Origin of the sequence: Sneathiella marina, from assembly GCF_023746535.1 — a bacterium.
Classification (GTDB): domain Bacteria; phylum Pseudomonadota; class Alphaproteobacteria; order Sneathiellales; family Sneathiellaceae; genus Sneathiella; species Sneathiella marina.
In genome coordinates, this window is record NZ_CP098747.1 from 1,741,608 (window position 1) to 1,765,601 (window position 23,994).

Below are 23,994 nucleotides of genomic sequence, written 5' to 3' on the forward strand. Positions count from 1 at the left end.
GATTACACTCCGGAAATCGACGGTAAATATTCTGAGAAATCCCGGCTTAATTGACCACCGGCAACCATTTTTTTTGCCGCTTCCAAATCAGGGGCGAAAAATCGATCTTCATCATATGCAGGCACTTGTTGACGGATTTCCGTAAACAGTTTTTGCAGCGGCGGAGAGGACATAAGAGGGCGTCTAAACTCAAGCCCTTGCGCTGCAGCAAGCAACTCAATACCAACAATGGCTGCAGTATTTTCTGCCATTCGAAGCAGGCGGCGCGCACCGTGAGTGGCCATGCTGACATGATCTTCCTGGTTTGCGGATGTTGGAATACTGTCCACCGAGGCAGGATGGGATTGCTGCTTATTTTCACTGGCCAGCGCAGCTGCCGTAACATGGGCAATCATAAAGCCGGAATTGACACCCGGATTTTTTACCAGGAAAGGCGGGAGGCCGCTGATACTAGTATCAATCAGCATGGCAACCCGTCTTTCGGACATGGCTCCAATTTCGGCGATGGCAATTGCCAGGTTATCGGCGACGAGCGCGATCGGCTCTGCATGGAAATTACCGCCGGAGATCACATCGCCGGTTTCAACAAAGACAAGGGGATTGTCTGATACCGCGTTCGCTTCAATAACGAGAACCTTCGCCGCATGCCTGATCTGGTCGAGACACGCTCCCATAACCTGAGGCTGACAGCGCAGGCAGTAGGGGTCCTGCACTTTCTCACATTCTTCATGAGATTTCCGAATTTCGCTGTCTTTTGTAAGATGGCGATAGCTTTTTGCCATATCCATCTGGCCAATCTGTCCGCGGGCGGCATGTATGCGGGCATCGAACGGCGCATCTGTCCCTTTCGCCGCGTCCAGGGAGAGGCTGCCGGCGAGGGTTGCCGCATCCAGCAATTTTTCCGCTTCGAACAGGCCGGCAAGAGCAAGAGCTGTCGAAACCTGAGTGCCGTTGAGAAGTGCCAATCCCTCTTTCGGTCCAAGTTCGATAGGGGATAAGCCAGCTTTTTCAAGCGCTTCTGTTGCAGCTGTCGGAGTACCATCCACACTAATGTCCCCATATCCAAGGAGAGCCGCACTCATATGGGCGAGGGGGGCTAGGTCGCCGGACGCGCCTACAGATCCTTTTGCAGGAATGCAAGGATACATGTCCTTATTTAAGACGGCGAGCAGGGTATCAATAATTTCCCTTCTAACGCCGGAAAAGCCACGTGCAAGGCTTGTTGCTTTCATGGCCAGAATAAGCCTAACAATACGGTCCGGCAGATTTGGGCCAACCCCAGTAGAGTGAGACAGCACAAGGTTTCGCTGCAGGTCTTTAAGGTTTTCTGTCGGGATAACTTCCTGAGCCAAGCGGCCAAAGCCGGTGTTGATGCCATAAACCGTTTTATCTTCATCTATGATGCTTTGGATCGTTTCCGCACTCTTGGCAACTCCCGCCCAACAGCCGGGATCAAGTTCCAGAAAGACCGGTCCTTCATAGATGATCCGTAAATGGTCCAGACTTAAATGGCCCGCCTTGATGCTTAACTTAGTTATTGACATGATCTTGTCCAAAATATCTTAAAAACAATGGGTTAGTTCCGATTCCTTGTGTCAGTTCTGAAGGGTGCTCGATGTTCCAGATGGCAAGGTCGGCCTGCTTTCCAATTTCAAGCGTACCAATTTCTGACTCCATGCCGAGAGCTGCTGCCGCATGCCGGGTAAAACCAGCCAGAGCCTCTTCCGGCGTTAATCGAAATAAAATGGCGGCCATATTCATCATCAATAATGGCGAAGTAGTTGGAGAGGAACCGGGGTTGCAATCGGTGGCGAGGGCCATGGGAACGCCATATTGGCGTAGGAGGTCTATCGGAGGCTTTTGTGTTTCGCGTAGAAAGTAAAAGGCGCCGGGCAAAATGACGGCCACTGTACCGGCTTTTGCCATAGCCTTAACGCCCTGTTCATCCAGATATTCAAGATGATCGGCAGAAAGGGCTTTAAAATGCGCTGCCAGCTCAGCTCCTTTTAAATTGCTAAGCTGTTCAGCATGCAGCTTAACGGGTATTTCCAATCTTGACGCTACTTTGAACAGTTGGCGCACTTGATGTTCTGAAAAAGCTATTTTTTCACAAAAGGCATCTACAGCGTCGACAAGACCAAGCGTGTGGGCGGTTGGCAACATTTCATGGCAAACCTTGGCCATATATCCATCAGAATCGCCAGCAAACTCTGGCGGTAGGGCATGGGCGCCCAGAAAGGTTTTTTTGACACGGACGGCATTGATTTCACCCAGTTGCTTGGCGACTTCAAGCATTTTAATCTCGTTCTCCGTATCCAGACCGTATCCAGATTTTATTTCAACCGTTGTCACACCACAGGCCATCATTGCCTCAAGCCGGGGCTGGCTTGACGCGGCGAGTTCTGCCTCGCTTGCAGATCGGGTTTGCGCCACGGTCGACAGGATACCGCCACCTTTTTTGGCAATTTCCTCGTAAGAAGCGCCCTTCAAGGTCATTTCAAATTCCTGAGAACGATTTCCCGCGTAAACAAGATGTGTATGACAGTCAATTAGGCCTGGAGTGATCCAGCGGCCTTCCAAATCCGTTACAACGACATTCTTGGCAAGTGCAGTCGATTCTAAATCGTCAAGGTGGCCCATCCAGGAGATTTCCCCCGCCGTTACCCCTAAGGCAGTGGCGTCATTCATGCCGTATGGAGCTGAACTTGGTGCCATCGTTGCAATCTGAGCATTTGTGAAAAGCTGATCGATTTTAGCTCCTGCCATTTTCATTTTGCCCTTGAATTAAAAATTGTATATACAAATTATTATGATAGGAATGGGCAGATGATCAAGCATTATTTTTCGAATATTCTGAGCGGCGATGGATGGCAGCAGGATTTACTGATGACGGTTGATCCATCCGGCAGGATTTCCGCTCTTGCCGAAGGGTCAGCTGCCGATGCGGATTATTCCCATTCAGGCTATGCGGTTCCCGGAATGGCTAATGTCCATTCTCACGCTTTTCAGCGCGCCATGGCGGGGCTCGCGGAAGTCAGTGGGGAGCAAGCCGATAGTTTTTGGAGTTGGCGGAATGTCATGTACTCCTTCCTGGGTGAGATTAATCCGGATCAACTACAGGCAATTGCCAGCCAGCTCTATGTTGAAATGCTGAAAGCCGGTTTCACTTCCGTAGGAGAATTTCACTATCTGCATAATGACATAAATGGTCAGGCCTTCTCTGACCGGGCTGAAATGAGCAAAAGTATAGTTGCAGCGGCGCAGGAGACCAGTATCGGGCTCACATTATTGCCTGTATTATATCAGTATAGCGGTTTTGGGGCAGCTGAACCAAAGGCCCAGCAATATCGCTTTACTCAAAGCCTGGATCAATTTGTCATGCTAATCGATGAGTTGCAAAAGCGCGCAGGTGTGGTTCCGGGGATGAATGTCGGTGTCGCTCCGCATTCTTTGCGGGCGGTAGACCCGGAGTCCTTGGCAGAGTTAATGAACAGTATACCCAAAAGCATGCCATGCCATATCCATATTGCGGAGCAAATGCGAGAAGTGACTGATTGCCAGAACTGGTCTGGCCAGCGGCCTGTCGAATGGCTTTCCAACAATGTCGAATTATCAAATAGATGGTGCCTCATTCACGCGACACATGTACTTGCAGAAGAGGTTGCGTCGGTTGCGCAATCAGGTGCAGTCGTCGGGCTATGTCCGATCACGGAGGCGAATCTGGGTGACGGCATTTTTCCAGCAGGCGACTTTATGAACAGAGGGGGGAAAATAGCCCTTGGCTCGGACAGCAATATCCTGGTTTCGCTCGCTGAAGAATGTCGATTGCTGGAATATGGACAACGATTAACTCTCCAATCGAGAAATATACTCGGCAGTATGAATACTTCGACGGGGGAACAGATATTTACACAAGCTGTCTCTGGTGGACATCAAGCGCTCGGCCGGCCGGGTAACGCAGGACTGGAAATTGGCGGGCGGGGGAGTTTTGCAATTCTAGACCCGAAGCATCCGGCAATTATCGGTAAACCGACCCGTGCCATTATCGATAGTTGGTTGTTCGCAGGCGACAATTCTGTGGTAAAAGATGTGGCCATCGATGGCAAGTTGGTGGTAGTGGACGGTCATCACTCGGCGGAAGAGGCAATCCTGAATCGTTTTGGTACTGTCATGGCTGAGTTGGTGGCCAGTTTATAGAATTTCTGTGTAAATGGAGTAGTGACCTCAGTATGAATATCGCAACGCAATTAGATGTCAAAAAATCTGAGCCTTTATATATTCAGATCAAGCGGCTGATTGTTGAGAAAATTCAGTCGGGAGCCTGGAAAGCCGGCGATAAAATACCGACAGAGCATGCATTGGTAAGGGATCTTGATGCATCGCGGATGACTGTTAATCGTGCACTTCGGGAGCTGACACAAGACGGTGTATTGGCGCGGCGGCAAGGCTCGGGCACATTTGTTGCGCCGGCAAAACTTGAAACCGGTTTGTTGGAAATAAAGAATATTGCCGACGAAATCATTTCCCGTGGCAACACACACAGCTCCGAGATACTGGCACTGGAAACCGTAATTGCGCCAGATGACATTTCAATTGTCATGAGCGGTGCTGCCGGGAATTCTTTTTTCCATTGTGTCCTGCTTCATCGTGAGAACAATGAACCGGTTCAACTGGAGGATCGGTATGTAAATCCCGCGCAAGTACCGAATTTCCTGCAGCAGGATTTTGGATCTGAAACACCCAGTGGGTTTTTAATCCGGACAGTTCCGTATAGTCGGGCTGATCACCGGATCAGCGCCGAAATCCCGACAGAAGAGCAAAAATCCTTGTTGAGTTTGCGCGAAGGCGAACCAGTCCTGACGCTAGAACGACATACCTATGCTGGCGACGATGTGATCACCACGGTCCGTCTCTATCATCCGGGAAGCCGGTTCGCATTTGGTGGCGCATTTACCCCGGATCGACGCTAGACGTTCGAATCCGGGAATTCATTTTTCCGCTTCGTCATAAAGGCTTGCAGCGATTCATCGATTCCGGGGTCCAGGGCGGGTGCCTGATAGTCGTTTAGCATTTGTTTCCAGATCTCGTTGGCGCGGGTTGCCGCATCCTTGCTTCCATCACTTTGCCATTGTTCGACGGAATTATTATCCGCGATGCGTGACCGGTAAAAAGCGTCCTCAAAATTGGCTTGTGTATGGGCACAGCCCAGGAAATGGCCGCCCGGGCCAACTTCACGAACGGCATCCATAGCCTGTCCATTTTCGCTGACATCAATACCCCGCGCCATGACTTCCATCATGGCGCATTGATCGATATCCATGACAAATTTTTCGTAAGACGAACATAATCCGCCTTCCAGCCAGCCGGCAGAATGCAACGCAAAATTCACACCTGACATAAGAGTCATAAGGAGTGTCTGCGCGCTTTCATAGGCTGCCTGAGCATCCGGCAATTTGGATGCAGTAAAGGATCCACCAGACCGGAAAGGTAAATTTAGTCGACGTGCGAGCTGGGCAGCACCGTTCAATACCAGGGAACTTTCAGGCGTTCCAAATGTTGGTGCACCGGACTGCATGGAGATAGAACTTACAAAAGTACCGAATAAAACAGGTGTACCGGGCTTGATTATTTGCGTGAGAGCCGTTCCGGCTAGAGCTTCAGCCAGCAACTGTGACAGGGTTCCGGCCGGGGAAACAGGGCTCATTGCGCCAGAGAGGATAAAAGGCGAGACAACGCAAGCCTGATTGTTGGCCGCGTAGGTTCTAAGGGCACCCAGCATTGTCGCATCGAAAGTCATTGGTGAATTTGCATTGATCAGGTTTAGCATGACACAATTATTCTGGACAAAATCCTCACCGAAAACCAGAGATGCCATATCGACACTATCTTGCGCCCGTTCAGGGGCTGTAACCGATCCCATAAATGGCTTGTCAGAATATTTGATATGGCTATAGACCATATCGAAGTGCCGTTTGTTAACAGGTAAATCCACAGGTTCGCAAACCGTACCGCCGGAATGATGCATAGCGGGCGCCATATAGGCGAGTTTTACGAAATTTTCAAAATCTTCAATGGTGCCATACCGCCGACCTTTATCCATATCATGTACAAAGGGAGGACCATAAACTGGTACAAAAACAGTGTTGTTTCCGCCAATTTGAACGTTTCGGGCCGGGTTCCTTGCATATTGGGTAAATTCTGAAGGGGCTGTCTTTAACAGCTCGCGGCATAAACCCTTTGGAAAATGGACACGTTCCCCTTGGACATCTGCACCGGCATCTCTCCAAAGTTGCAGAGATTCCGGATCATCTCGAAAATCGATTCCTATTTCTTCGAGAATGGTATCGGCGTTGGATTCAATGATCTCCAGTGCTTCATCACTGGTTAAATTGGAGACCGGAATATTTCTTTTGATATAGGGAATCGTATTCCCAGATTTATTCTGACGCGCTTCCTTGCGCGCTTCGCGACCACGGCGTCCACCACGGGATCTCGGCTCACTCATAATTTATCTCCAGCTTTCATGAGGTAACAGATAACAAACTGTCTTTGATATTATTAAAAACAATTCTTGGGCGGAGACTAGCGCAATGGCGTCTTTTTCCGCTGATTGTCTGGCGATTATAGAACAATTTTGACGGGAGGCGGATAGTGGGAATTGACATGGCGGGAAAGGAACAGCGAGCGTCGCAGCGTCGTTAGCAGGAAACGGCTGCAATCGTCACGGTATTTTCAGAATGAATGAAGCAGAGCAACCGGCGTTGGTAAACGCTTAAGGGACAGAACAATGAAATCACATGCACGGGTCGTTGTCATTGGCGGAGGCGTCGTCGGCGTCAGTACACTTTACCATCTGACAAAAAAAGGATGGAGCGACGTTGTTCTTTTGGAGCGTACCGAGCTTACAGCGGGATCCACGTGGCATGCCGCAGGCTTGCTGCCGCTCTTTAATATGAGCTATGCGGTTGGTAAAATCCATAAATACAGTGTTGATTTGTACAAGCAACTGGAAGCCGAGACCGGTCAAAATGTTAGTTTTCATGTAACCGGTAATTTACGCCTTGCGACGAATAAAGAACGCATGGACGAATATATGAAATATTGCGGAACTGCGAATACAATTGGCGTTCCTTATGAAATCATCACCCCGCAACAGGTCAAGGAGCTTTGGCCCTTAAGTGAAACGGACGGACTGGTTGGCGCCCTTTATCATCCGGACGACGGGCATATTGCGCCGGTTGACGTCACTAACGCTATGGCAATCGGAGCGAGAAACGGCGGCGCCGAAATTTATCGGCAAACTGAAGTCCTGTCCATCGAACAACAACGAAATGGTGAATGGCTGATCAGAACCAGCAAGGGCGATATCACAGCGGAGCATGTTGTGAGCTGTACAGGCAATTATGCACGCCAGACGTTATCCATGGTTGGACTTGATATTCCGGTAATTCCGGTTGAACACCAATATATTGTCACCGATGAAGTTCCCGAACTGGTCGAACGGAAGAAACAAGGTCTTCCGGAAATGGCCGTTCTTCGGGAAAGCGATGCGTCCTATTATCTTCGCGAAGAACGTCAGGGATATATTCTTGGCCCGTACGAAAAAGGGGCGCCTGCCTGTTTTGTTGACGGTGTGCCCGATACCTTTGGCCAGGACCTGTTTCCAGGAGATCTGGAACGTTTAATGCCGCATGTCGAAGCCGCAATTGCGCGTGTCCCCACATTTGCCGACGCGGGGATCAAGGATATCGTCAATGGCCCAATTGCGTATACGCCAGATGGAAGCCCGATGATTGGTCCCGCATGGGGACTGAAGAACTTCTGGATGAATGAAGGCCATAGTTTTGGCGTGACTGCGGCGGGTGGTTCCGGATGGCAATTGGCGGAATGGATAACCGAAGGCGAGCCGGGAATTGACATGATGGATGTTGATCCACGCCGTTTTGGTGCCTATGCAACGAAACCCTACACAAAGATTAAGAATGAAGAATGCTACGAGCATGTCTTTGTGATCCATTATCCGGATGAAGAACGCGGCGCTGGGCGTCCGTTGAAAATGAGCCCATGCCACGACCGTATGGCCGCACGCGGTGCCGTCTTCGGTCAGCGTTATGGCTGGGAACGCCCAAACTGGTTTGCACCGGAAGGTGTAGAACCCAAAGACGTCTGGAGTTTTCGGCGCACAAACTACTTCGAGCATGTCGGAAATGAAGTCAAAAATATGAGGGAAAACGCCGGCCTCATAGATATAACAAGCTTTTCCAAATTTCAGGTAAGCGGGCCAGGCGCAGAAGCCTATCTCGATCGACTTGTATGCCGGAAATTACCGAAAGGGATCGGTCGGATTAATCTTAGTCATGCGCTGAATAAAAATGGTGGGGTTCGTTCCGAATTTACAATCATGCGCGATGGGCCGGAGGAATTCTATCTGGTCAGCTCCGGCGCGGCAGAACGGTTTGATCATGACTATCTATTCAAAAACTTGCCGGATGACGGTTCGGTTCGGTTGGACAATGTAACGACGGCACATGGTGTCTTGGTCTTGGCCGGTCCGCGAGCACGGGACATATTATCAAAAATAACAGATGCTGATTTGTCCAATGACGGTTTTAAATGGTTGACTGGTCAGCATATTACAGTTGGTTTGGCGCCGTGCCGGGCGTTACGGGTCAATTTTGTCGGCGACCTGGGGTGGGAACTGCATCATCCGATCGAATATCAAAACCATATTTACGACGCAATCGTCGCAGCTGGAGAAGAGTTCGGGCTGTCAATGTGCGGAATGCGGGCAATGGATAGCCTGAGGATGGAGAAAAACTACCGGATGTGGGGGCAGGACCTGACCAGCGAATACACGGTTTTCGAAGCTGGCCTGGAAAAATTTGTTCACATGGACAAAGGGGATTTCGTTGGCCGTGATGCCTTGATCGCGCAGAAGGAGGCCGGTGTTCCGCAATCATTTGTCTGCCTTGACGTGTTGGGAATAAAAGATGCGGATCCGATGGGAAATGAGCCGTTATATGATCTTGACGGAAATATTGTTGGCCGGGCAACTGCCGGTGCATATGGGCACTGGGTTGGAAAGAGCTTGGCCCAAGGCTATATAAAAGCAGGGCTAGAGACAATTGGGACGGAGCTGGAAATCGAGATCCTCGGGGAAAGATACAAAACAGTGGTGATAGAAGAATCTGTTTTTGATCCTGAAAATACTCGCCTTAGATCCTGAAATTGAACAGAAACCAGTGTTTTTGGAAGTGCGTGTCGCTGAAAAATTATTCGATGTCTGAGGCAGGATAGTTTTTTAGCACATGTTGCCTGAATATTTTGAAAAGAAACCGGTAATTTGACCAACTCTGTGGAGCCATAAAATGGACGAAGAAGAAATTGATCTCTCTGCGTTAGATGATTCTGAGCTTGTTGAGCAGATGCATGATGATCTCTATGACGGTTTGGCCGACGAGATTTGTGAAGGCGTCAATATTCTTCTGGGGCGGGGTTGGGAACCCTATAGAGTACTGACAGAAGCTCTGGTTGAAGGCATGCGGATTGTCGGTATTGATTTTCGTGACGGAATCTTATTCGTGCCGGAAGTACTTTTGGCGGCAAATTCCATGAAGTCTGGAATGGCTATCCTGAAGCCCTTGCTCGCAGAAACAGGGGCGCCGAAGGCGGGAAAAATGGTTATCGGCACCGTGAAAGGTGATATTCACGATATTGGTAAGAATCTCGTCATCATGATGATGGAGGGAGCCGGATTTGAAGTAATCGACTTGGGAATTAACAATCCGGTCGAAAACTATATTGCCGCTTTGGAAGAGCATGAGCCAGATATTATAGGGATGTCCGCGCTTCTCACGACAACCATGCCCTATATGAAAGTTGTCATAGATACCATGAAAGAGAAGGGCATTCGCGATGACTTCATTGTTATGGTTGGCGGAGCTCCGCTCAATGAAGAATTTGCTGATAGCGTCGGTGCCGATGCGTATGGCCGGGATGCCGCGATGACCGTTGAAATTGCCCAGCGGATGGTCGCAGAGCGTCGGGCGGCCTGACAAAAAAAATCAGGGAAAGGCTGTGATATGGAGCATTCTCACCCAAAAACCCTCTTGATAGCCTGCGGTGCCTTGGCGGAAGAAACCTTGGCGGTTCTCGATGAGAAGAAATGGCAACATATAGAGATTACATGCTTGCCAGCGAAACTCCATAATTCCCCGACTTTGATACCAGAGGCAATGCGGCAGAAAATTCGAGAGAACAAGACGGAATTCGATCAGATACTAGCTCTTTACGGTGACTGCGGAACAGGCGGTTTGCTGGATAATGTTTTACGCGAGGAAGGGGTGGAGCGGATATCCGGGGCACATTGCTATGAATTTTTTGCAAGCTCTGAGGTGTTCAAACAGTATGCGGAGGCAGAACCTGGAACTTTCTATTTAACCGACTATCTTGCCCGGCATTTTGATCGATTGATAATCAGGGATCTTGGAATAGATCGGCATCCTGAATTGCTTCCCTTGTATTTCGGTAATTACAAGAAAGTCTTGTATTTATCGCAAACGGAGAATGTTGAATTGCAGGCGAAAGCAAAAGCGGCCGCCGAGAAACTTTCTTTAGAATACGAGTATCGGTTTACAGGGTTGAGCGGGCTAGAGAACTTTCTTGAAGATAAGGTGGGATAACAAAGAGTGGCGCAACTGAGTATTTTATACTGGCGGGACATTCCGTCACAAGTCGTGGTGAAGCAAGGCCGGAAGAACGCCAAAGTATTGCTTTCCGAACGGTTTCAGGTTGCCATTGATATGGCGGCGATGCGTGATGGATCCCATGAAACGGATGCATATCTTGAGGGGTGGCGAAAAGGGACCGCTGAACCAGTAGACGGGGATATGCAAGAAGCCGCGGATACTGCCGCAAATGCGATTGAATCCAGTTATGATAAGGATGTAGTTAAGCGGCTGGTGGCCAATGGCGGACGGGAAACAGATGCCTAAAACAGCTTATCAGCCATCCCATACAAGTCCGGTTGTTCGCTCCCGCGCATTATTTACTATCAGGCTCTGGTCAGTTCGTCATTCCCGCGGATTGGAACGTATTTACAAATTGCTCGCGAAAATTTTCTTGAAACTGCATCCTTTTTGGTCGTGGGTAGGGTACAAAAGGGCGGAAAAACCGGTTGTATTCGTTGAAAAAGCCGTGAAAGGACTGTTGTTTGACTGTCGTATGTGCGGACAATGCGCCCTTAGTGACACGGGTATGTCCTGTCCGATGAATTGCCCTAAATCCTTGCGAAATGGCCCTTGCGGCGGCGTCAGGGCCAACGGAAATTGCGAAGTGGAACCGGATATGCCTTGCGTCTGGGTTGAGGCATGGAAAGGCAGTCGGAACATGAAAGAAGGCGATCAAATTCTAAAAGTCCAGGAGCCGGTCAATCATTCATACCGCGGAACGTCTTCGTGGCTGCGCGTTACTGCGGAAGATGCTGCACGGTTGAAAAAAGAAAAAGAAACTCTGACAGCCGCCAGGAATACACAATGACTCAAAATCCTTTAGCCGATGAGGGAGAGCCGCTTCCAGCGCAGCCGGGTCATTCGTCACGTGGCCGGCTCGAAAGAGTGTTACGTGCCGGTGAATTTGCTGTGACTGCAGAGTTAAATCCGCCCGATAGCGCAGATCCAAACGAAGTATTTGAGCGCGGTGCAATTTTTGATGGCTGGGTTGACGGGATTAACGCCACCGATGGCTCAGGCGCAAACTGCCATATGTCATCGGTCAGCATATGCGCCTTGCTAACACGTGTCGGGTATTCTCCGATAATGCAGATATCCTGTCGTGATCATAACCGCATTGCAATCCAGGGAAATGTCCTGGGAGCTGCAGCGATGGGGGTAAATAACATACTTTGCTTAACCGGCGATGGGGTTCAGGCGGGCGATCAACCCGGCGCCAAGCCGGTATTCGATCTTGACTGCATGTCTTTACTCAGGACCATAAAACAAATGCGGGATGACGGGCGGTTTCTTTCGGGTCGAAAAATTACGGCGCCGCCGCAGGTGTTTCTGGGTGCCGCCATAAATCCTTTTGCACCGCCATATGAATTTCGCGCCCTTCGCCTGGCCAAGAAAATTGAGGCGGGTGCACAATTCGTTCAATCACAATATTGTTTCGATATCCCGATGCTTGAGAAATATATGGAACAGGTTCGTGACCAGGGGCTAGATGAAAAATGTTTTATCCTAATTGGCGTCGGTCCGTTGGCCTCGGCGAAGGCCGCTAAATGGATCCGGTCAAATGTTCCGGGAATCCATATACCTGATAGCATCGTCGAACGTCTCGAAGGCGCTGAAAACCAAAAGCTTGAAGGTAAGAAAATCTGCATCGAGATGCTCCAACAAGTGCATGAGATGAAAGGCGTTTCCGGGGCTCACGTGATGGCGTATCGGCAAGAGGAACTAGTTGCAGATATTGTTTATGAAGCAGGTGTCTTAAAGGGCCGTAAACCCTGGAAACGTGAAATGAACCCCGATTTCGAAGCCGTTTCAGATGCCGTGGAAACGGTGAAGGAACAATTTGATATATCAATTGATCCGCAAGAAGCAGTTGCTGCCGCTTCTGAGGAAGTCTAAGTCGGTAATGGAAAAGATTTCGGGCAGCTTAAGCCTTTAATGGACAAAGTGTAACAACGGGCGTGGCCCCTTAATTTCAAGGCTATTTTGCATGACTGATACAATCATTTCCTCAGCTACTAAAGAAGTTGTTATTGGCTTCGACCGTCCTTTTGTCATTATCGGTGAGCGGATAAATCCCACGGGGAGGAAACTTCTCGCTGCTGAAATGAAAATTGGGGATTACAGCCGGGTGGAATCTGATGCACTGGCCCAAGTTGCTGCGGGTGCCCAGATGTTGGATGTCAATGCCGGTATTCCGCTTGCCGATGAACCCCGTATCCTCGCCGAAGCAATCCAACTTGTTCAAAGCCTGACAGATGCTCCTTTATCTATCGACAGCTCGATTGTTGAAGCATTGGAATCCGGGTTGGCCGTGTACAAGGGAAAAGCCCTAGTCAATTCCGTTACCGGGGAGGAAGACCGGCTGGAAACGGTTCTACCACTGGTAAAGAAGCATGGTGCGGCGGTTGTTGCAATTTCAAACGACGAAACCGGCATATCCGAAGATCCCGACGTTCGTTTTGCGGTTGCCAAGAAAATTGTCGAGCGGGCACAGGACTATGGAATATCTCCAGCAGATGTTGTTGTCGATCCTCTAGTGATGCCTGTCGGAGCTATCAATGACGCGGGTCGTCAGGTATTGACGCTTATCAATCGCCTTCGCACGGAGCTTAAAGTTAACACCACATGCGGTGCATCAAACTTCAGTTTCGGATTGCCCAATCGCCACGGAATGAACGCAGCATTTCTATCAATGGCAATCGGGGCCGGAATGACATCAGCTATTACCAACCCATTACATGAACCGGAAATGGCAGCGATAAAAGGCGCGAATGTGGTGATGGGCCGCGATCCAAATTGTGTTAGCTGGATCAAGACTTTCCGGGAGCCTGCAGCTGAGGGAAGTGTGGAAATGGGCCGCAGAGGGAACCGTCGACGGAGACGCAATGCCTAATCATTTGTTTGAAAAGGAAAAGCTGCATCTCGTTGTTTTTACACCCTCTGGTAAACGGGGACGGTTTGCCGAAGGAACACCGGTTCTGGAGGCCGCTCGCATTCTCGGCGTTGATATTGATAGCGTCTGTGGTGGAAGAGGGATCTGCGGTAGGTGTCAGGTAAATCTCACTGTTGGCGAGTTTGCGAAACATGGAGTTGTTAGCCGGGAGACTTCTTTGTCTCCCTTCGCCGTTGGTGAAGAAAAATTCAAGGCGAGGAGAGGGCTTGCCGACGGGCGTCGGTTAAGTTGCCATGCGCAGTTAATGGGCGATGTCATTATCGATGTTCCCCCATCTAGCCAGGTCCATCGCCAGGTCATCGTAAAGAAAGCGGATGATCGTAAAATTGAGATGGATCCAGCGATCCGATTGCATTTCGTACAAGTCCAAGAACCGGATATGCACAATCCAACAGGCGATTTTGAACGATTGGAGTTAGCGCTCAATCAACAATGGGGACTGACCGAACTGGAATGTGACTTGCGAACGTTGCAAGCGCTCCAAAAAAACCTTCGCGAGGGGAATTGGAATGTAACAGTTTCGGTTCACCGTAATAAACGTATAACAAAAATATGGCCCGGCTTTCACAACAGGGCCTATGGATTGGCTGTGGATGTCGGATCAACGACCATCGCCATGCATCTGTGCGACCTTTCCAGCGGTGAGGTCGTCGCGTCATCGGGAATGATGAATCCGCAAATTCGGTATGGCGAAGACTTGATGAGCCGTGTGTCGTACATCATGATGAATCCTGGTGGGGATAAATTATTAACGGAAGCAGTACGGCAAGGCATAAATGAGCTCATAGGTGAAGTGACGGAACTGGCCGGTATCAATCCGACTGACATCTTGAACGCTGTTTTCGTAGGTAATCCGATTATGCATCATCTTTTGTTGGGTATCGATCCAACGGAACTTGGTGGTGCTCCGTTTGCCTTAACAACGAACAGCAGCATGACGATTTGGGCCAGTGAACTTGGGCTTACCTCCAATCCCGATGGCAGGGTGTATTTTTTACCCTGTATTGCCGGCCATGTGGGTGCAGATACAGCTGCGGTTATACTTTCCGAAGCGCCTCATTTACAGCGACAGGTTACTCTTATCGTCGACGTTGGGACCAATGCGGAAATTGTCGTTGGGAATAGTGACCGTCTCTTGGCTGCGTCTTCGCCAACAGGACCTGCGTTTGAAGGTGCGCAGATATCCTGTGGCCAACGGGCGGCAGCCGGGGCCATAGAGCGGGTCCGGATTGACCCCGAAACGCTTGAACCTAGATTTAAGGTGATTGGCAGCGATTTGTGGTCGGATGAAGAGGGATTTGACGAGGAAACCGCCAAATCCGGGATAACCGGTATTTGTGGTTCCGGGATAATCGAAGTTGTCGCTGAAATGTATTTAAGCGGAATATTGAGCGTTGACGGGGTTATAGACGGGTCGCTCGCAGCAAAAAGCCCGCGTATTGTCGCTGATGGCCGGACTTTTTCCTATGTCATACGTGATGGCGAAAGCGAGCTGAAAATCTATCAAACAGATGTTCGGGCTATTCAGCTTGCCAAAGCCGCTTTATATGCTGGTGCTAAATTGCTTATGGACAAATTTGGCGTCGATTCTGTTGATCGGATTCTGTTGACCGGTGCATTCGGAAGCCATATTGATACGAAATATGCGATGGTTTTGGGAATGATTCCCGATTGTAATCTGAAGAATGTTCATGGCGTCGGAAATGCAGCCGGAGTTGGCGCGCGTATTGCGTTGCTTAATAACAAATCGCGAACAGAAATAGAAGAAGTGGTCAAAACGGTAGAGAAAATTGAAACGGCTGTGGAACCAAAATTCCAGGATTATTTTGTAGATGCAATGGCGATTCCTCACAAAACCGCTTCCTATCCAAATTTATCGAAGACCGTAAAATTTCCGGACCCGAAAATTATTTCCGCAAACGAGCTTTCCGGCTCAGGCGGGCGTCGCAGACGTCGTCGCCTCAAGTAAATCTAATGCCGGGTACGCCGTTCTTCACTTGGTGTCCGGCCAAAATGCTCTCGGTGACATTTGGAAAAATGCGATGCGGAAACGAAACCGCACGCAAGCGCCACTTCGATTATTGGCAAACTGGTTTGGGTGAGGAGATATCTTGCCCGATCAAGCCGTAGTCCGAGATAATATCGGGTTGGAGAATGCTCCAGATATTTTTGAAATAGCCGTTCCAGCTGACGAGTTGATAAGCCGACTTCCGTAGCCAGATCACTACAACTCAACGGCTCTTCAAGGTTATCCTCCATGCAAGCGATTGCGCCCAGTAGCTTTGGATGCGAAATACCAAGGCGTGCTCGCAATTCCATGCGCTGTCGCTCTGAACTTTCACGAATTCGGTGATAGATTAATTGATCTGCGATTGATACGGACAATTCGTGACTTGTGTGGCTGGACACAAGACTCAACATCATGTCCAATGACGCGGTGCCGCCTGCGCAGGTATAGCGGTTACGGTCAATTTCAAAAAGCTCGGATGTGATGTCCAGTTCAGGAAATTCTTCCCGGAATCCGGAAAGGTTTTCCCAGTGAATAGTACAGCGATGATCGTTTATCAGGCCGGCTTTAGCCAAAACATATGTTGCGGTACAAATTGCACCTAGTTCCGAGCCATGTGATGCCATCCGGCGAAGGGCAGCAATAAGTTGCGGACTTGTATGATTTCGAATATTTATACCGCTACACGTAAAAACGATGGGTAAAGCGGGCATTTCCGATATTTTACCTTGTACCGAGAATTCGATACCGGCGCTGCTTTTTGCTGGTTTTCCGTCTATGGAATAACAGTCCCAGCTATAAATCTTCTCATTTGAAAGCTGGTTGGCAAGCCGCAGGGTATCAACGGCCGAGATAAAGGCAATAGCTGAAAATTCCGGTACGAGGCAGAAGCCAAGTCTGTATTTCGCCGATGCGCCGGTAGAAGGTGTTTCCAAATGTATCGTATCCAAAAAAGTAAAATAGAACCCGTCTTCTTCGAACGCTACTTTAGAACGGGGAAAAAACAAACAGAATCTTGCCATGTGGTCAAAAAAAGAGCAGCTGGATCAAAGCCGCTCTTCTCTGAATGGAAATGTGGGTCAGTTTAGAACAAACCGATAATTTCGCCTTCGTCATTTATATCAATTGAATTTGCGGCAGGAACGCGGGGTAGACCAGGCATGGTCATGATGTCACCGCAAACGGCTACGACAAATTCTGCTCCGCCTGCAACTCGGATCTCCCGGATAGGGACAACATGATTGCTAGGCGCTCCTTTCAGATTCGGATCAGTGGAGAAACTATATTGTGTTTTTGCGATGCAAACCGGATAATGGCCAAATCCACCCTCCTGCAATTCCTTAAACTGGTTGCGCACCTTTTGATCCGCGATGATGCCCTGTGCGCCGTATAGCGTTTGCGCTACTGTACGAACTTTGTCCCACAACGGTAGCGCGTCATTATACAAAGGTGCATAGTTGCTACCATTTTTATCTATGATGGCGGCAACGGATTGCGCCAGATCTTCTGCGCCAGCACCACCATTTCCCCAATGATCAGATTCGATGGCATCCACGCCAAGCTCTGCACAAACCTGCCGTACCTGGTTTACTTCATCTTCAGTATCTGCTGAAAATTTGTTTATGGCCACGATAACTGGCAAACCGAATTTTTTAAGGTTCTCAACATGGCGCGAAAGGTTTTCTCCTCCTTCGGCTACAGCTTTGACATTTTCAGTTCCGAGATCACCCTTGGCAACGCCCCCATGCATTTTCAATGCACGAATTGTTGCAACAACAACGGCGACTTCTGGTTTCAAGCCAGCTTTACGGCATTTTATGTCGAGGAACTTCTCAGCTCCAAGATCAGCTCCAAACCCGGCTTCCGTCACAACATAGTCGGCTAATTTCAAGGCAGTTTTTGTGGCGAGCACGGAATTGCACCCATGGGCGATATTCGCAAATGGCCCGCCGTGAATGAATGCTGGGTTGTTTTCCAGGGTTTGAACGAGGTTGGGTTGGAAAGCATCTTTCAACAAAACTGTCATTGCGCCATGCGCATCAATGTCTTTTGCATAGACGGGAGATTTTTCTCGGGTATAGCCAACAATAATGTTTCCCAAACGGCGTTTGAGATCGTCGATGTCAGTGGCAAGGCAGAAAATCGCCATTACTTCCGACGCGACTGTGATGTCAAAATGGTCTTCTCGGGGGAAGCCATCGGATATACCGCCCAGGCTATTGACGATATTACGCAGAGCCCGGTCATTCATATCAACAACCCGACGCCAAATTATCCGCCTCTCATCCAAGCCGAGTTGATTGCCCCAATAAATATGGTTATCGACCATGGCGGCAAGAAGATTATTAGCGACGCCAATCGCATGGAAATCACCTGTAAAATGGAGATTGATGTCCGTCATCGGAACAACCTGAGCATACCCGCCGCCTGCAGCGCCGCCTTTCATTCCAAAACAGGGACCAAGCGACGGCTCTCGCAGACATATCATAGTCTTTTTTCCAATGCGATTGAGCGCGTCACCGAGGCCAACAGTTGTTGTTGTCTTGCCTTCACCCGCCGGTGTCGGCGTCATAGCTGTGACAAGGATCAATTTGCCATCTGGCTTGTCGGCAAGCGTCTTGATGTAATCCAACGAGAGTTTGGCTTTATAATGCCCGTATGGCTCGAGTTTATCAGAATCAATACCGAGGCTGTTTTCCGCAACATCGACAATTCGTTTCATGGAGGCGGCTTGCGCAATTTCAATATCACTTTTCGGGTGAGCATGTTGGTCGGTCATTGCTATGTATCTTTCTGTTAATGGTCCGGATTTATTTACCAGACCCTCCAAAATTAGTATGCAAGATAGGTTGTGCCATACGCCCTGCAGCCGTCACAGTGACGGCATCAGTATTAACTAGCTATTCATGAAGCGACATAATTTTCTTTCCAAGCGGTCAAGTAGGTTTGCCGCTCTGCAATTTTCTGTGAAGACATTTACAGGAAGATTGAGGGAAAAGAAGAATGTCGGTTATATCGCAGTAAATGACTATTTCGGACATTTTTGCTCAGTGCTAAGATGTCAGAGTCAGCTTCACTCAGCGTCGTTTATGCGGCGTCTTTAACTCGGGCGGAATAAGGGCAATTCTACGTGAAATATTCCATTTTTTCCATCGCACGAAATGCATTATCACACCATAAGAACTGGCCGGAGCAGTGGCGAAGTCCAGAACCCAAAACTGACTATGATGTGATTATCATAGGCGGTGGGGGCCATGGGCTGGCCACAGCATATTATCTTGCAAAAGAGCACGGAATTACAAATGTTGCTGTTCTGGAAAAAGGCTGGCTTGGTGGAGGGAATACAGCTCGCAACACGACAATTGTCCGCTCCAACTATTTATGGGACGAGAGCGCGGCGATTTATGAAAAATCCCTACAGCTTTGGGAAGGGCTATCCCAAGACATAAATTACAATGTAATGCTGAGTCAGCGCGGTGTTCTAAACCTGGCACATAACCTTGGCGATGTTCGAGAAGGTGTTCGCCGGGTTAATGCAAATCGGCTTAATGGTGTTGATGCAGAATGGTTAGATGCAGACGGGGTCAAAGATTTTTGTCCGATCATCAATATTTCGAAAGATACCCGGCATCCGGTACTGGGCGCAACTTTACAACGTCGTGGCGGTGTCGCCCGACATGACAGTGTTGCCTGGGGATATGCGAGAGCTGCGGACGCGTGCGGCGTTGATATAATTCAGAATTGCGAGGTCACAGGTATAAAGCGAGAGGGTGACAAAGTCGTCGGTGTTGAAACAACTCGCGGATATATCGGGGCGAAGAAAGTTGCTGTTGTCGCAGCTGGTCATAGTTCCGTTGTTGCCAATATGGCAGGCTTGCGGCTTCCAGTTGAAAGCCACCCTTTGCAAGCCTTGGTTTCCGAGCCCATCAAGCCTGTCATAGACTGCGTTGTCATGTCCGGGGCAGTTCATGTCTATGTGAGTCAATCGGACAAAGGTGAATTGGTGATGGGGGCCGGTGTGGATAGTTTTAACTCCTATGGTCAGCGCGGCAGTTTTCACGTCATAGAACATCAACTAGGGGCCTGCCTCGAACTCTTTCCGGTTTTCAGCCGGGTGCGCATGATGCGAACATGGGGCGGGATTGTCGATGTTTGTCCCGATGCCTCGCCTATTATCTCCAAGACATCTGTTGACGGCCTGTATTTCAATTGTGGATGGGGCACAGGCGGGTTTAAGGCAACACCGGGCTCCGGGTGGGCATTTGCACATACCGTTGCGAAAGATGAGCCACATCGGCTAAATGCGCCCTTCGCGCTCGGTCGGTTTGAAACGGGTGCACTTATTGATGAACATGGCGCAGCAGCTGTTGCACATTAAAGGGAAGAATTGATGTTGAATATTGACTGCCCCTGGTGCGGCAAAAGACATGAAACTGAATTTCATTATGGCGGGGAAGCCCATATAGCGCGGCCAGAGAATCCAGAGGCGCTTTCTGACGAGGATTGGGCGGATTTCTTATTTATGCGGAAGAACACAAAAGGCTTGTTCCAGGAAAGATGGTGCCATAGCAACGGATGCCGACGTTGGTTCAATGTCCTGCGCAACACGATTAGCCATGAAATTGTTGCCATTTATAAAATGGGCGAAACCCCTCCTGAAATCTCCTCAAAAGCAGGAAAAAGCTTATGAGTTGGCGGAATAGAACAATTGAGGGTGGCCGCATCGACCGGCAGAAACCCCTTCAGTTTACTTTCAACGGTGACAGTTATTCCGGATTTGAGGGAGACACATTGGCATCGGCGCTACTCGCCAATGATGTCCATTTAGTGGGCCGAAGCTTTAAGTATCATCGACCAAGGGGAATTGTTGCTGCGGGAGCTGAAGAACCCAATTCCATGGTGCAGCTGGGTGCTGGTGCCACGACTGAGCCGAATATAAGGGCGACACAAATTTCGTTATATGACGGACTTGAGGCGAGCAGTGTCAATGTCTGGCCTTCCGTTAATTATGATGTGAGCGCGGTAAATGGTTTGTTTGCCAAAATTTTTACAGCCGGATTCTATAATAAAACCTTCATGTGGCCGCGGTCATTCTGGATGAAATTATATGAACCCGTAATTCGTCGTGCAGCAGGCTGGGGAAAAGCTCCAACAGAGAAAGATCCTGATATCTATGATCACATGCACTGTCATGCCGATGTTTTAATTGTTGGAGCCGGACCAGCCGGCCTCAATGCTGCGCGACATGCCGGACGCTCTGGCGCCCGGGTTGTACTGGTTGATGAGCAAAATGAGGTTGGTGGTAGCCTTCTGGGCTTGAAGAGGACAATTGATGGTGAGGATGCCGTAAACTGGATACAGGCTGTTCGGGATGAACTGGAAGAAATGCCCGACGTGACCGTTCTTACCCGATCCACGGCTTTTGGTTATTACGATCAAAATTACTTATGTATCCTGGAACAGAAAACAGACCATCTTCCTGCACATGAGCGTATTGGAAAAATCCGTCAACGCGTCTGGCATATTCGCGCTACCGAAGTCATCCTTGCAACAGGATGCCATGAGCGCCCTCTGGTTTTTGCCGACAATGATCGACCGGGCATAATGCTTTCTGGGGCCGTACAGACTTATGCAAACCGGTATGGCGTGTTGCCCGGGAAAAATATCGCGTTCTTTTGCAATAACGATAGCGCCTATGAGGCGGCGCTGGATCTCAAGGCTTCCGGCGCAAATATAGCCGTAATAATTGACTGCCGTACCGATGTTGATACGTCGCTTAGGAATATGGTTGAAGAAGCCGGAATCAAGATACTGGAAGGTCATGCAATTACTGCCACGAAAGGCGGTAAACGAGTTTCAAAAGTGGAAGTCAGACCTATCCAAAAGGGTGCAAGAGTTTATACATCCTCACCGACAGAAATTGAATGCGATCTGGTTGCTATGTCCGGTGGATGGAGCCCGGTGGTCCATCTGTTCAGCCAATCACAAGGTAAACTTGATTATCTGGAAGATAAAGCCTGCTTTGTTCCCGGTCAGGCCGTCCAGCGTCAGATGTTTGCAGGTGCCGTAACAGGTCAATTCTCTTTACAGGAAAGCCTTGAGGAAGGTCAGAATGCAGGGGTAGCAGCATCAGGTAATGCAGGATTCAAGTTAGCGGCGAGCCCAACTGCCGTGGTAACAGGTGAGCCGGAAACTGGAACCATCGAGCCCTTTTGGATTGTCCCGAGTTATCGCCCTGTAGGTGAGGGCATGGTTAAACATTTTGTGGATTTGCAAAATGATTCTACTGCTGCAGATATCGAATTAGCAACGCGCGAAGGCTTTGAATCAATCGAACATATTAAACGATACACGTTGACTGGATTTGGAACCGACCAAGGGAAAACTTCTAATATTAACGCCTTGGCCATTCTCTCTGGTATTCTGGATAAGCCCATCCCCAAAGTCGGAACAACGACATTTCGCCCACCTTATACGCCTGTTTCTTATGGTGCTTTGGCAGGTCGTAATTTAGGGGCATGGTCGGACCCTGTCAGAGTTACCAGCATCCATGACTGGCATGTCGTGAATGGGGCAAAATTTGAAAATGTCGGTCAATGGAAACGCCCGTGGTATTATCCTGAGCCAGGAGAAGACATGCAGGCGTCATTGAACAGGGAGTGCCTAGCTGTACGAAATTCCGTTGGTGTCCTGGATGCATCGACATTGGGAAAAATAGATGTGCGTGGGCCCGATGCCGCGGAGTTCTTGAACCGTGTTTATACCAATGCCTGGCTGAAACTGGGAATAGGGAAAGTTCGATATGGCCTGATGTGCCATGAGGATGGCATGGTTTTCGATGATGGCACAACGGGACGACTGGCGGAAGACCGGTTCTTGATGACGACGACTTCTGGAAATGCAGCGATCGTGCTGGATTGGTTGGAAGAATATTTGCAGACAGAATGGCCGGAGCTGGACGTATACTGCACCTCTGTTACAGAGCAATGGGCAACAGTGTCTATTGCGGGACCGAAAGCTCGGGACCTGTTAGCGAAACTCGCACCTGAGATGGATCTTTCCAACGAAGCATTTCCCTATATGTCCTTTCAAGAAGGTGAGGTGGCTGGAATTAGCTCGCGGATTTTCCGCATCAGTTTTACTGGTGAGTTGTCCTATGAAATTAATGTTCCGTGGTATTTTGGTAAAGCGGTGTGGGAGCAGGTGATGGCTGCCGGAGAGGAATTTGGCATCACGCCTTATGGCACGGAATCCATGCATATTCTTCGCGCTGAAAAAGGATTTATCATTGTAGGCCAGGAAACGGATGGAACGACCACACCTCAAGATTTGGGAATGGACTGGATTGTTTCCAAGAAGAAACCTGATTTTATAGGTAAAAGATCCTTTAGCCGACCTGATACAAGTCGGTCAGACAGAAAGCAATTGGTGGGGTTGCTGACTGAAAATCCGTCAGAAGTTCTGCCCGAAGGCGCACAACTGGTATCTGATCCCAGCGCGGCAGTTCCGATGCCAATGATTGGTCATGTTACCTCAAGTTATTATAGTGCTAACCTGGGGAGATCGATTGCTTTGGCGGTTGTTAAGGGTGGACAAGAACGCCATGGTGACAAGGTTTATGCCCCGCTTAAAAACGGAACTTTAGCGGCGGAAATTGTCGATCCGGTTTTCTATGACAAATTGGGGGAGAAACTGAATGGTTAGTCTTGAAAATCGGTTGTCGTCCGCAAGTAACATCATTGAGCAATTTCCGCCGGGCCTTCGGGAATTGCCCTTCCAAGGTCAGATTAATCTGCGTGGAGACCCGGAAAATAAGAACTTCATGACATCAACTAAGTCTGTTTTAGGTCTGGATTTACCTTTATCCCCGAATACGGTCTCTGTTGGAATTGGGGTTAAAGCTCTTTGGCTGTCCCCTGATGAATGGCTCGTTGTCGCCGAAGATCAAAAGCAGAATGATCTTGTTTGGAAACTCGAAAAAGCACTGGCTGGAGAACATACCGCAATCAATGATGTGAGCGCCAACAGGACGATTTTTGAACTTGCCGGTAACCATGTTCATCAGGTCCTAATGAAAAGCTCAGAATTTGATTTCCATCCCCGTGTATTTAGTCCGGGAAACTGTGTACAGACGCTGATTGCCAAATCGCAAGCCATTGTTGAACAAATCGAGCCAAACACATTTCATATTTATGTGCGATGCTCGTTTGGGCGATATGTCGGTGCTTGGCTGGCAGATTCCTGTAAAGAGTTTGTGTGATATTTTCTGCTTTATTTTGGATATTGGCCGTAAAATTTGTTGA

General features: G+C 49.1%; 19 protein-coding genes. 14 read left to right on the top strand and 5 right to left on the bottom strand.

The window, feature by feature from the left end:
- Positions 1-2 precede the first annotated feature (2 nt).
- Positions 3-1,544: a histidine ammonia-lyase gene (gene hutH, locus NBZ79_RS08330; RefSeq protein WP_251937359.1), complete on the bottom strand. Its 1,542-nt coding sequence runs from the start codon at positions 1,542-1,544 to the stop codon at positions 3-5.
- Positions 1,531-2,766, bottom strand: coding sequence for an imidazolonepropionase (hutI, locus tag NBZ79_RS08335; RefSeq protein ID WP_251937361.1), 1,236 nt, complete (start codon positions 2,764-2,766; stop codon positions 1,531-1,533). Before hutI ends, hutH begins: the two co-directional genes overlap by 14 nt.
- A 60-nt stretch (positions 2,767-2,826) precedes the next feature.
- On the opposite strand from hutI, the gene NBZ79_RS08340 reads away from it, so the two are divergent.
- Together NBZ79_RS08340 and hutC are read left to right on the top strand one after the other, a co-directional pair.
- Positions 2,827-4,197 carry a formimidoylglutamate deiminase gene (locus NBZ79_RS08340; RefSeq protein ID WP_251937362.1) on the top strand — a complete coding sequence of 457 codons (1,371 nt, stop codon included), beginning with the start codon at positions 2,827-2,829 and terminating at the stop codon, positions 4,195-4,197.
- 32 nt (positions 4,198-4,229) lie between these two features.
- Positions 4,230-4,970 carry a histidine utilization repressor gene (gene hutC / locus NBZ79_RS08345; RefSeq protein WP_251937365.1) on the top strand — a complete coding sequence of 247 codons (741 nt, stop codon included), beginning with the start codon at positions 4,230-4,232 and terminating at the stop codon, positions 4,968-4,970.
- Here hutC and NBZ79_RS08350 read toward each other — a convergent pair.
- Positions 4,967-6,505, bottom strand: a complete 1,539-nt coding sequence (locus NBZ79_RS08350; RefSeq protein ID WP_251937367.1) for a trimethylamine methyltransferase family protein — start codon at positions 6,503-6,505, stop codon at positions 4,967-4,969. The genes hutC and NBZ79_RS08350 overlap by 4 nt on opposite strands.
- Before the next feature lie 282 nt (positions 6,506-6,787).
- Between NBZ79_RS08350 and NBZ79_RS08355 the strand changes: the two genes are divergently transcribed.
- The 8 genes from NBZ79_RS08355 (at position 6,788) to NBZ79_RS08390 (ending at position 15,652) form a co-directional block, all read left to right on the top strand.
- A complete protein-coding gene (locus tag NBZ79_RS08355) occupies positions 6,788-9,226 on the top strand; it encodes a GcvT family protein (RefSeq protein WP_251937370.1) in 2,439 nt (812 codons plus the stop codon).
- 142 nt (positions 9,227-9,368) lie between these two features.
- The gene (locus NBZ79_RS08360) at positions 9,369-10,055 is read left to right on the top strand and encodes a corrinoid protein (protein ID WP_251937373.1); all 687 of its coding nucleotides are present in this window, start codon (positions 9,369-9,371) and stop codon (positions 10,053-10,055) included.
- A 27-nt stretch (positions 10,056-10,082) separates the two neighbouring features.
- Entirely contained in the window at positions 10,083-10,682 is a 600-nt protein-coding gene (locus tag NBZ79_RS08365) for a DUF1638 domain-containing protein (RefSeq protein ID WP_251937374.1), read from the top strand.
- Between the two features lie 6 nt (positions 10,683-10,688).
- Positions 10,689-10,994, top strand: coding sequence for a virulence factor (locus NBZ79_RS08370; RefSeq protein WP_251937376.1), 306 nt, complete (start codon positions 10,689-10,691; stop codon positions 10,992-10,994).
- Positions 10,987-11,538 carry a methylenetetrahydrofolate reductase C-terminal domain-containing protein gene (locus NBZ79_RS08375; RefSeq protein WP_251937378.1) on the top strand — a complete coding sequence of 184 codons (552 nt, stop codon included), beginning with the start codon at positions 10,987-10,989 and terminating at the stop codon, positions 11,536-11,538. The genes NBZ79_RS08370 and NBZ79_RS08375 overlap by 8 nt, the downstream gene beginning before the upstream one ends.
- Positions 11,535-12,626: a methylenetetrahydrofolate reductase gene (locus NBZ79_RS08380; protein WP_251937380.1), complete on the top strand. Its 1,092-nt coding sequence runs from the start codon at positions 11,535-11,537 to the stop codon at positions 12,624-12,626. The genes NBZ79_RS08375 and NBZ79_RS08380 overlap by 4 nt, the downstream gene beginning before the upstream one ends.
- A gap of 91 nt (positions 12,627-12,717) precedes the next feature.
- Entirely contained in the window at positions 12,718-13,623 is a 906-nt protein-coding gene (locus tag NBZ79_RS08385) for a methyltetrahydrofolate cobalamin methyltransferase (protein ID WP_251937382.1), read from the top strand.
- Complete coding sequence (locus NBZ79_RS08390) at positions 13,616-15,652, top strand: ASKHA domain-containing protein (RefSeq protein WP_251937383.1); 2,037 nt, start codon at positions 13,616-13,618, stop codon at positions 15,650-15,652. Before NBZ79_RS08385 ends, NBZ79_RS08390 begins: the two co-directional genes overlap by 8 nt.
- A 2-nt stretch (positions 15,653-15,654) precedes the next feature.
- Here NBZ79_RS08390 and NBZ79_RS08395 read toward each other — a convergent pair whose 3' ends face one another.
- Together NBZ79_RS08395 and NBZ79_RS08400 are read right to left on the bottom strand one after the other, a co-directional pair.
- Entirely contained in the window at positions 15,655-16,626 is a 972-nt protein-coding gene (locus tag NBZ79_RS08395; RefSeq protein WP_251937385.1) for a GlxA family transcriptional regulator, read from the bottom strand.
- A gap of 149 nt (positions 16,627-16,775) precedes the next feature.
- On the bottom strand, positions 16,776-18,470 hold the full coding sequence (locus NBZ79_RS08400; RefSeq protein ID WP_251937387.1) for a formate--tetrahydrofolate ligase: 1,695 nt from the start codon (positions 18,468-18,470) through the stop codon (positions 16,776-16,778).
- Positions 18,471-18,821: 351 nt separating this feature from the next.
- On the opposite strand from NBZ79_RS08400, the gene NBZ79_RS08405 reads away from it, so the two are divergent.
- From NBZ79_RS08405 to NBZ79_RS08420, 4 genes are read left to right on the top strand one after another with little or no spacing between them, the layout of a single operon-like run.
- Positions 18,822-20,069, top strand: a complete 1,248-nt coding sequence (locus NBZ79_RS08405) for a sarcosine oxidase subunit beta family protein (protein WP_251937389.1) — start codon at positions 18,822-18,824, stop codon at positions 20,067-20,069.
- A 12-nt stretch (positions 20,070-20,081) separates the two neighbouring features.
- A complete protein-coding gene (locus NBZ79_RS08410) occupies positions 20,082-20,381 on the top strand; it encodes a sarcosine oxidase subunit delta (protein WP_251937391.1) in 300 nt (99 codons plus the stop codon).
- Entirely contained in the window at positions 20,378-23,395 is a 3,018-nt protein-coding gene (locus NBZ79_RS08415; RefSeq protein WP_251937393.1) for a sarcosine oxidase subunit alpha, read from the top strand. Before NBZ79_RS08410 ends, NBZ79_RS08415 begins: the two co-directional genes overlap by 4 nt.
- A complete protein-coding gene (locus NBZ79_RS08420) occupies positions 23,388-23,951 on the top strand; it encodes a sarcosine oxidase subunit gamma (RefSeq protein WP_251937395.1) in 564 nt (187 codons plus the stop codon). The genes NBZ79_RS08415 and NBZ79_RS08420 overlap by 8 nt, the downstream gene beginning before the upstream one ends.
- Positions 23,952-23,994: the final 43 nt, after the last annotated feature.

Bases quoted from the DNA above. Each gene is read 5' to 3' on its own strand.
- hutH (WP_251937359.1), bottom strand. From the start codon at position 1,544: ATGTCAATAACTAAGTTAAGCATCAAGGCGGGCCATTTAAGTCTGGAC.
- hutI (WP_251937361.1), bottom strand. From the start codon at position 2,766: ATGGCAGGAGCTAAAATCGATCAGCTTTTCACAAATGCTCAGATTGCA.
- NBZ79_RS08340 (WP_251937362.1), top strand. From the start codon at position 2,827: ATGATCAAGCATTATTTTTCGAATATTCTGAGCGGCGATGGATGGCAG.
- hutC (WP_251937365.1), top strand. From the start codon at position 4,230: ATGAATATCGCAACGCAATTAGATGTCAAAAAATCTGAGCCTTTATAT.
- NBZ79_RS08350 (WP_251937367.1), bottom strand. From the start codon at position 6,505: ATGAGTGAGCCGAGATCCCGTGGTGGACGCCGTGGTCGCGAAGCGCGC.
- NBZ79_RS08355 (WP_251937370.1), top strand. From the start codon at position 6,788: ATGAAATCACATGCACGGGTCGTTGTCATTGGCGGAGGCGTCGTCGGC.
- NBZ79_RS08360 (WP_251937373.1), top strand. From the start codon at position 9,369: ATGGACGAAGAAGAAATTGATCTCTCTGCGTTAGATGATTCTGAGCTT.
- NBZ79_RS08365 (WP_251937374.1), top strand. From the start codon at position 10,083: ATGGAGCATTCTCACCCAAAAACCCTCTTGATAGCCTGCGGTGCCTTG.
- NBZ79_RS08375 (WP_251937378.1), top strand. From the start codon at position 10,987: ATGCCTAAAACAGCTTATCAGCCATCCCATACAAGTCCGGTTGTTCGC.
- NBZ79_RS08380 (WP_251937380.1), top strand. From the start codon at position 11,535: ATGACTCAAAATCCTTTAGCCGATGAGGGAGAGCCGCTTCCAGCGCAG.
- NBZ79_RS08385 (WP_251937382.1), top strand. From the start codon at position 12,718: ATGACTGATACAATCATTTCCTCAGCTACTAAAGAAGTTGTTATTGGC.
- NBZ79_RS08390 (WP_251937383.1), top strand. From the start codon at position 13,616: ATGCCTAATCATTTGTTTGAAAAGGAAAAGCTGCATCTCGTTGTTTTT.
- NBZ79_RS08400 (WP_251937387.1), bottom strand. From the start codon at position 18,470: ATGACCGACCAACATGCTCACCCGAAAAGTGATATTGAAATTGCGCAA.
- NBZ79_RS08410 (WP_251937391.1), top strand. From the start codon at position 20,082: ATGTTGAATATTGACTGCCCCTGGTGCGGCAAAAGACATGAAACTGAA.
- NBZ79_RS08415 (WP_251937393.1), top strand. From the start codon at position 20,378: ATGAGTTGGCGGAATAGAACAATTGAGGGTGGCCGCATCGACCGGCAG.
- NBZ79_RS08420 (WP_251937395.1), top strand. From the start codon at position 23,388: ATGGTTAGTCTTGAAAATCGGTTGTCGTCCGCAAGTAACATCATTGAG.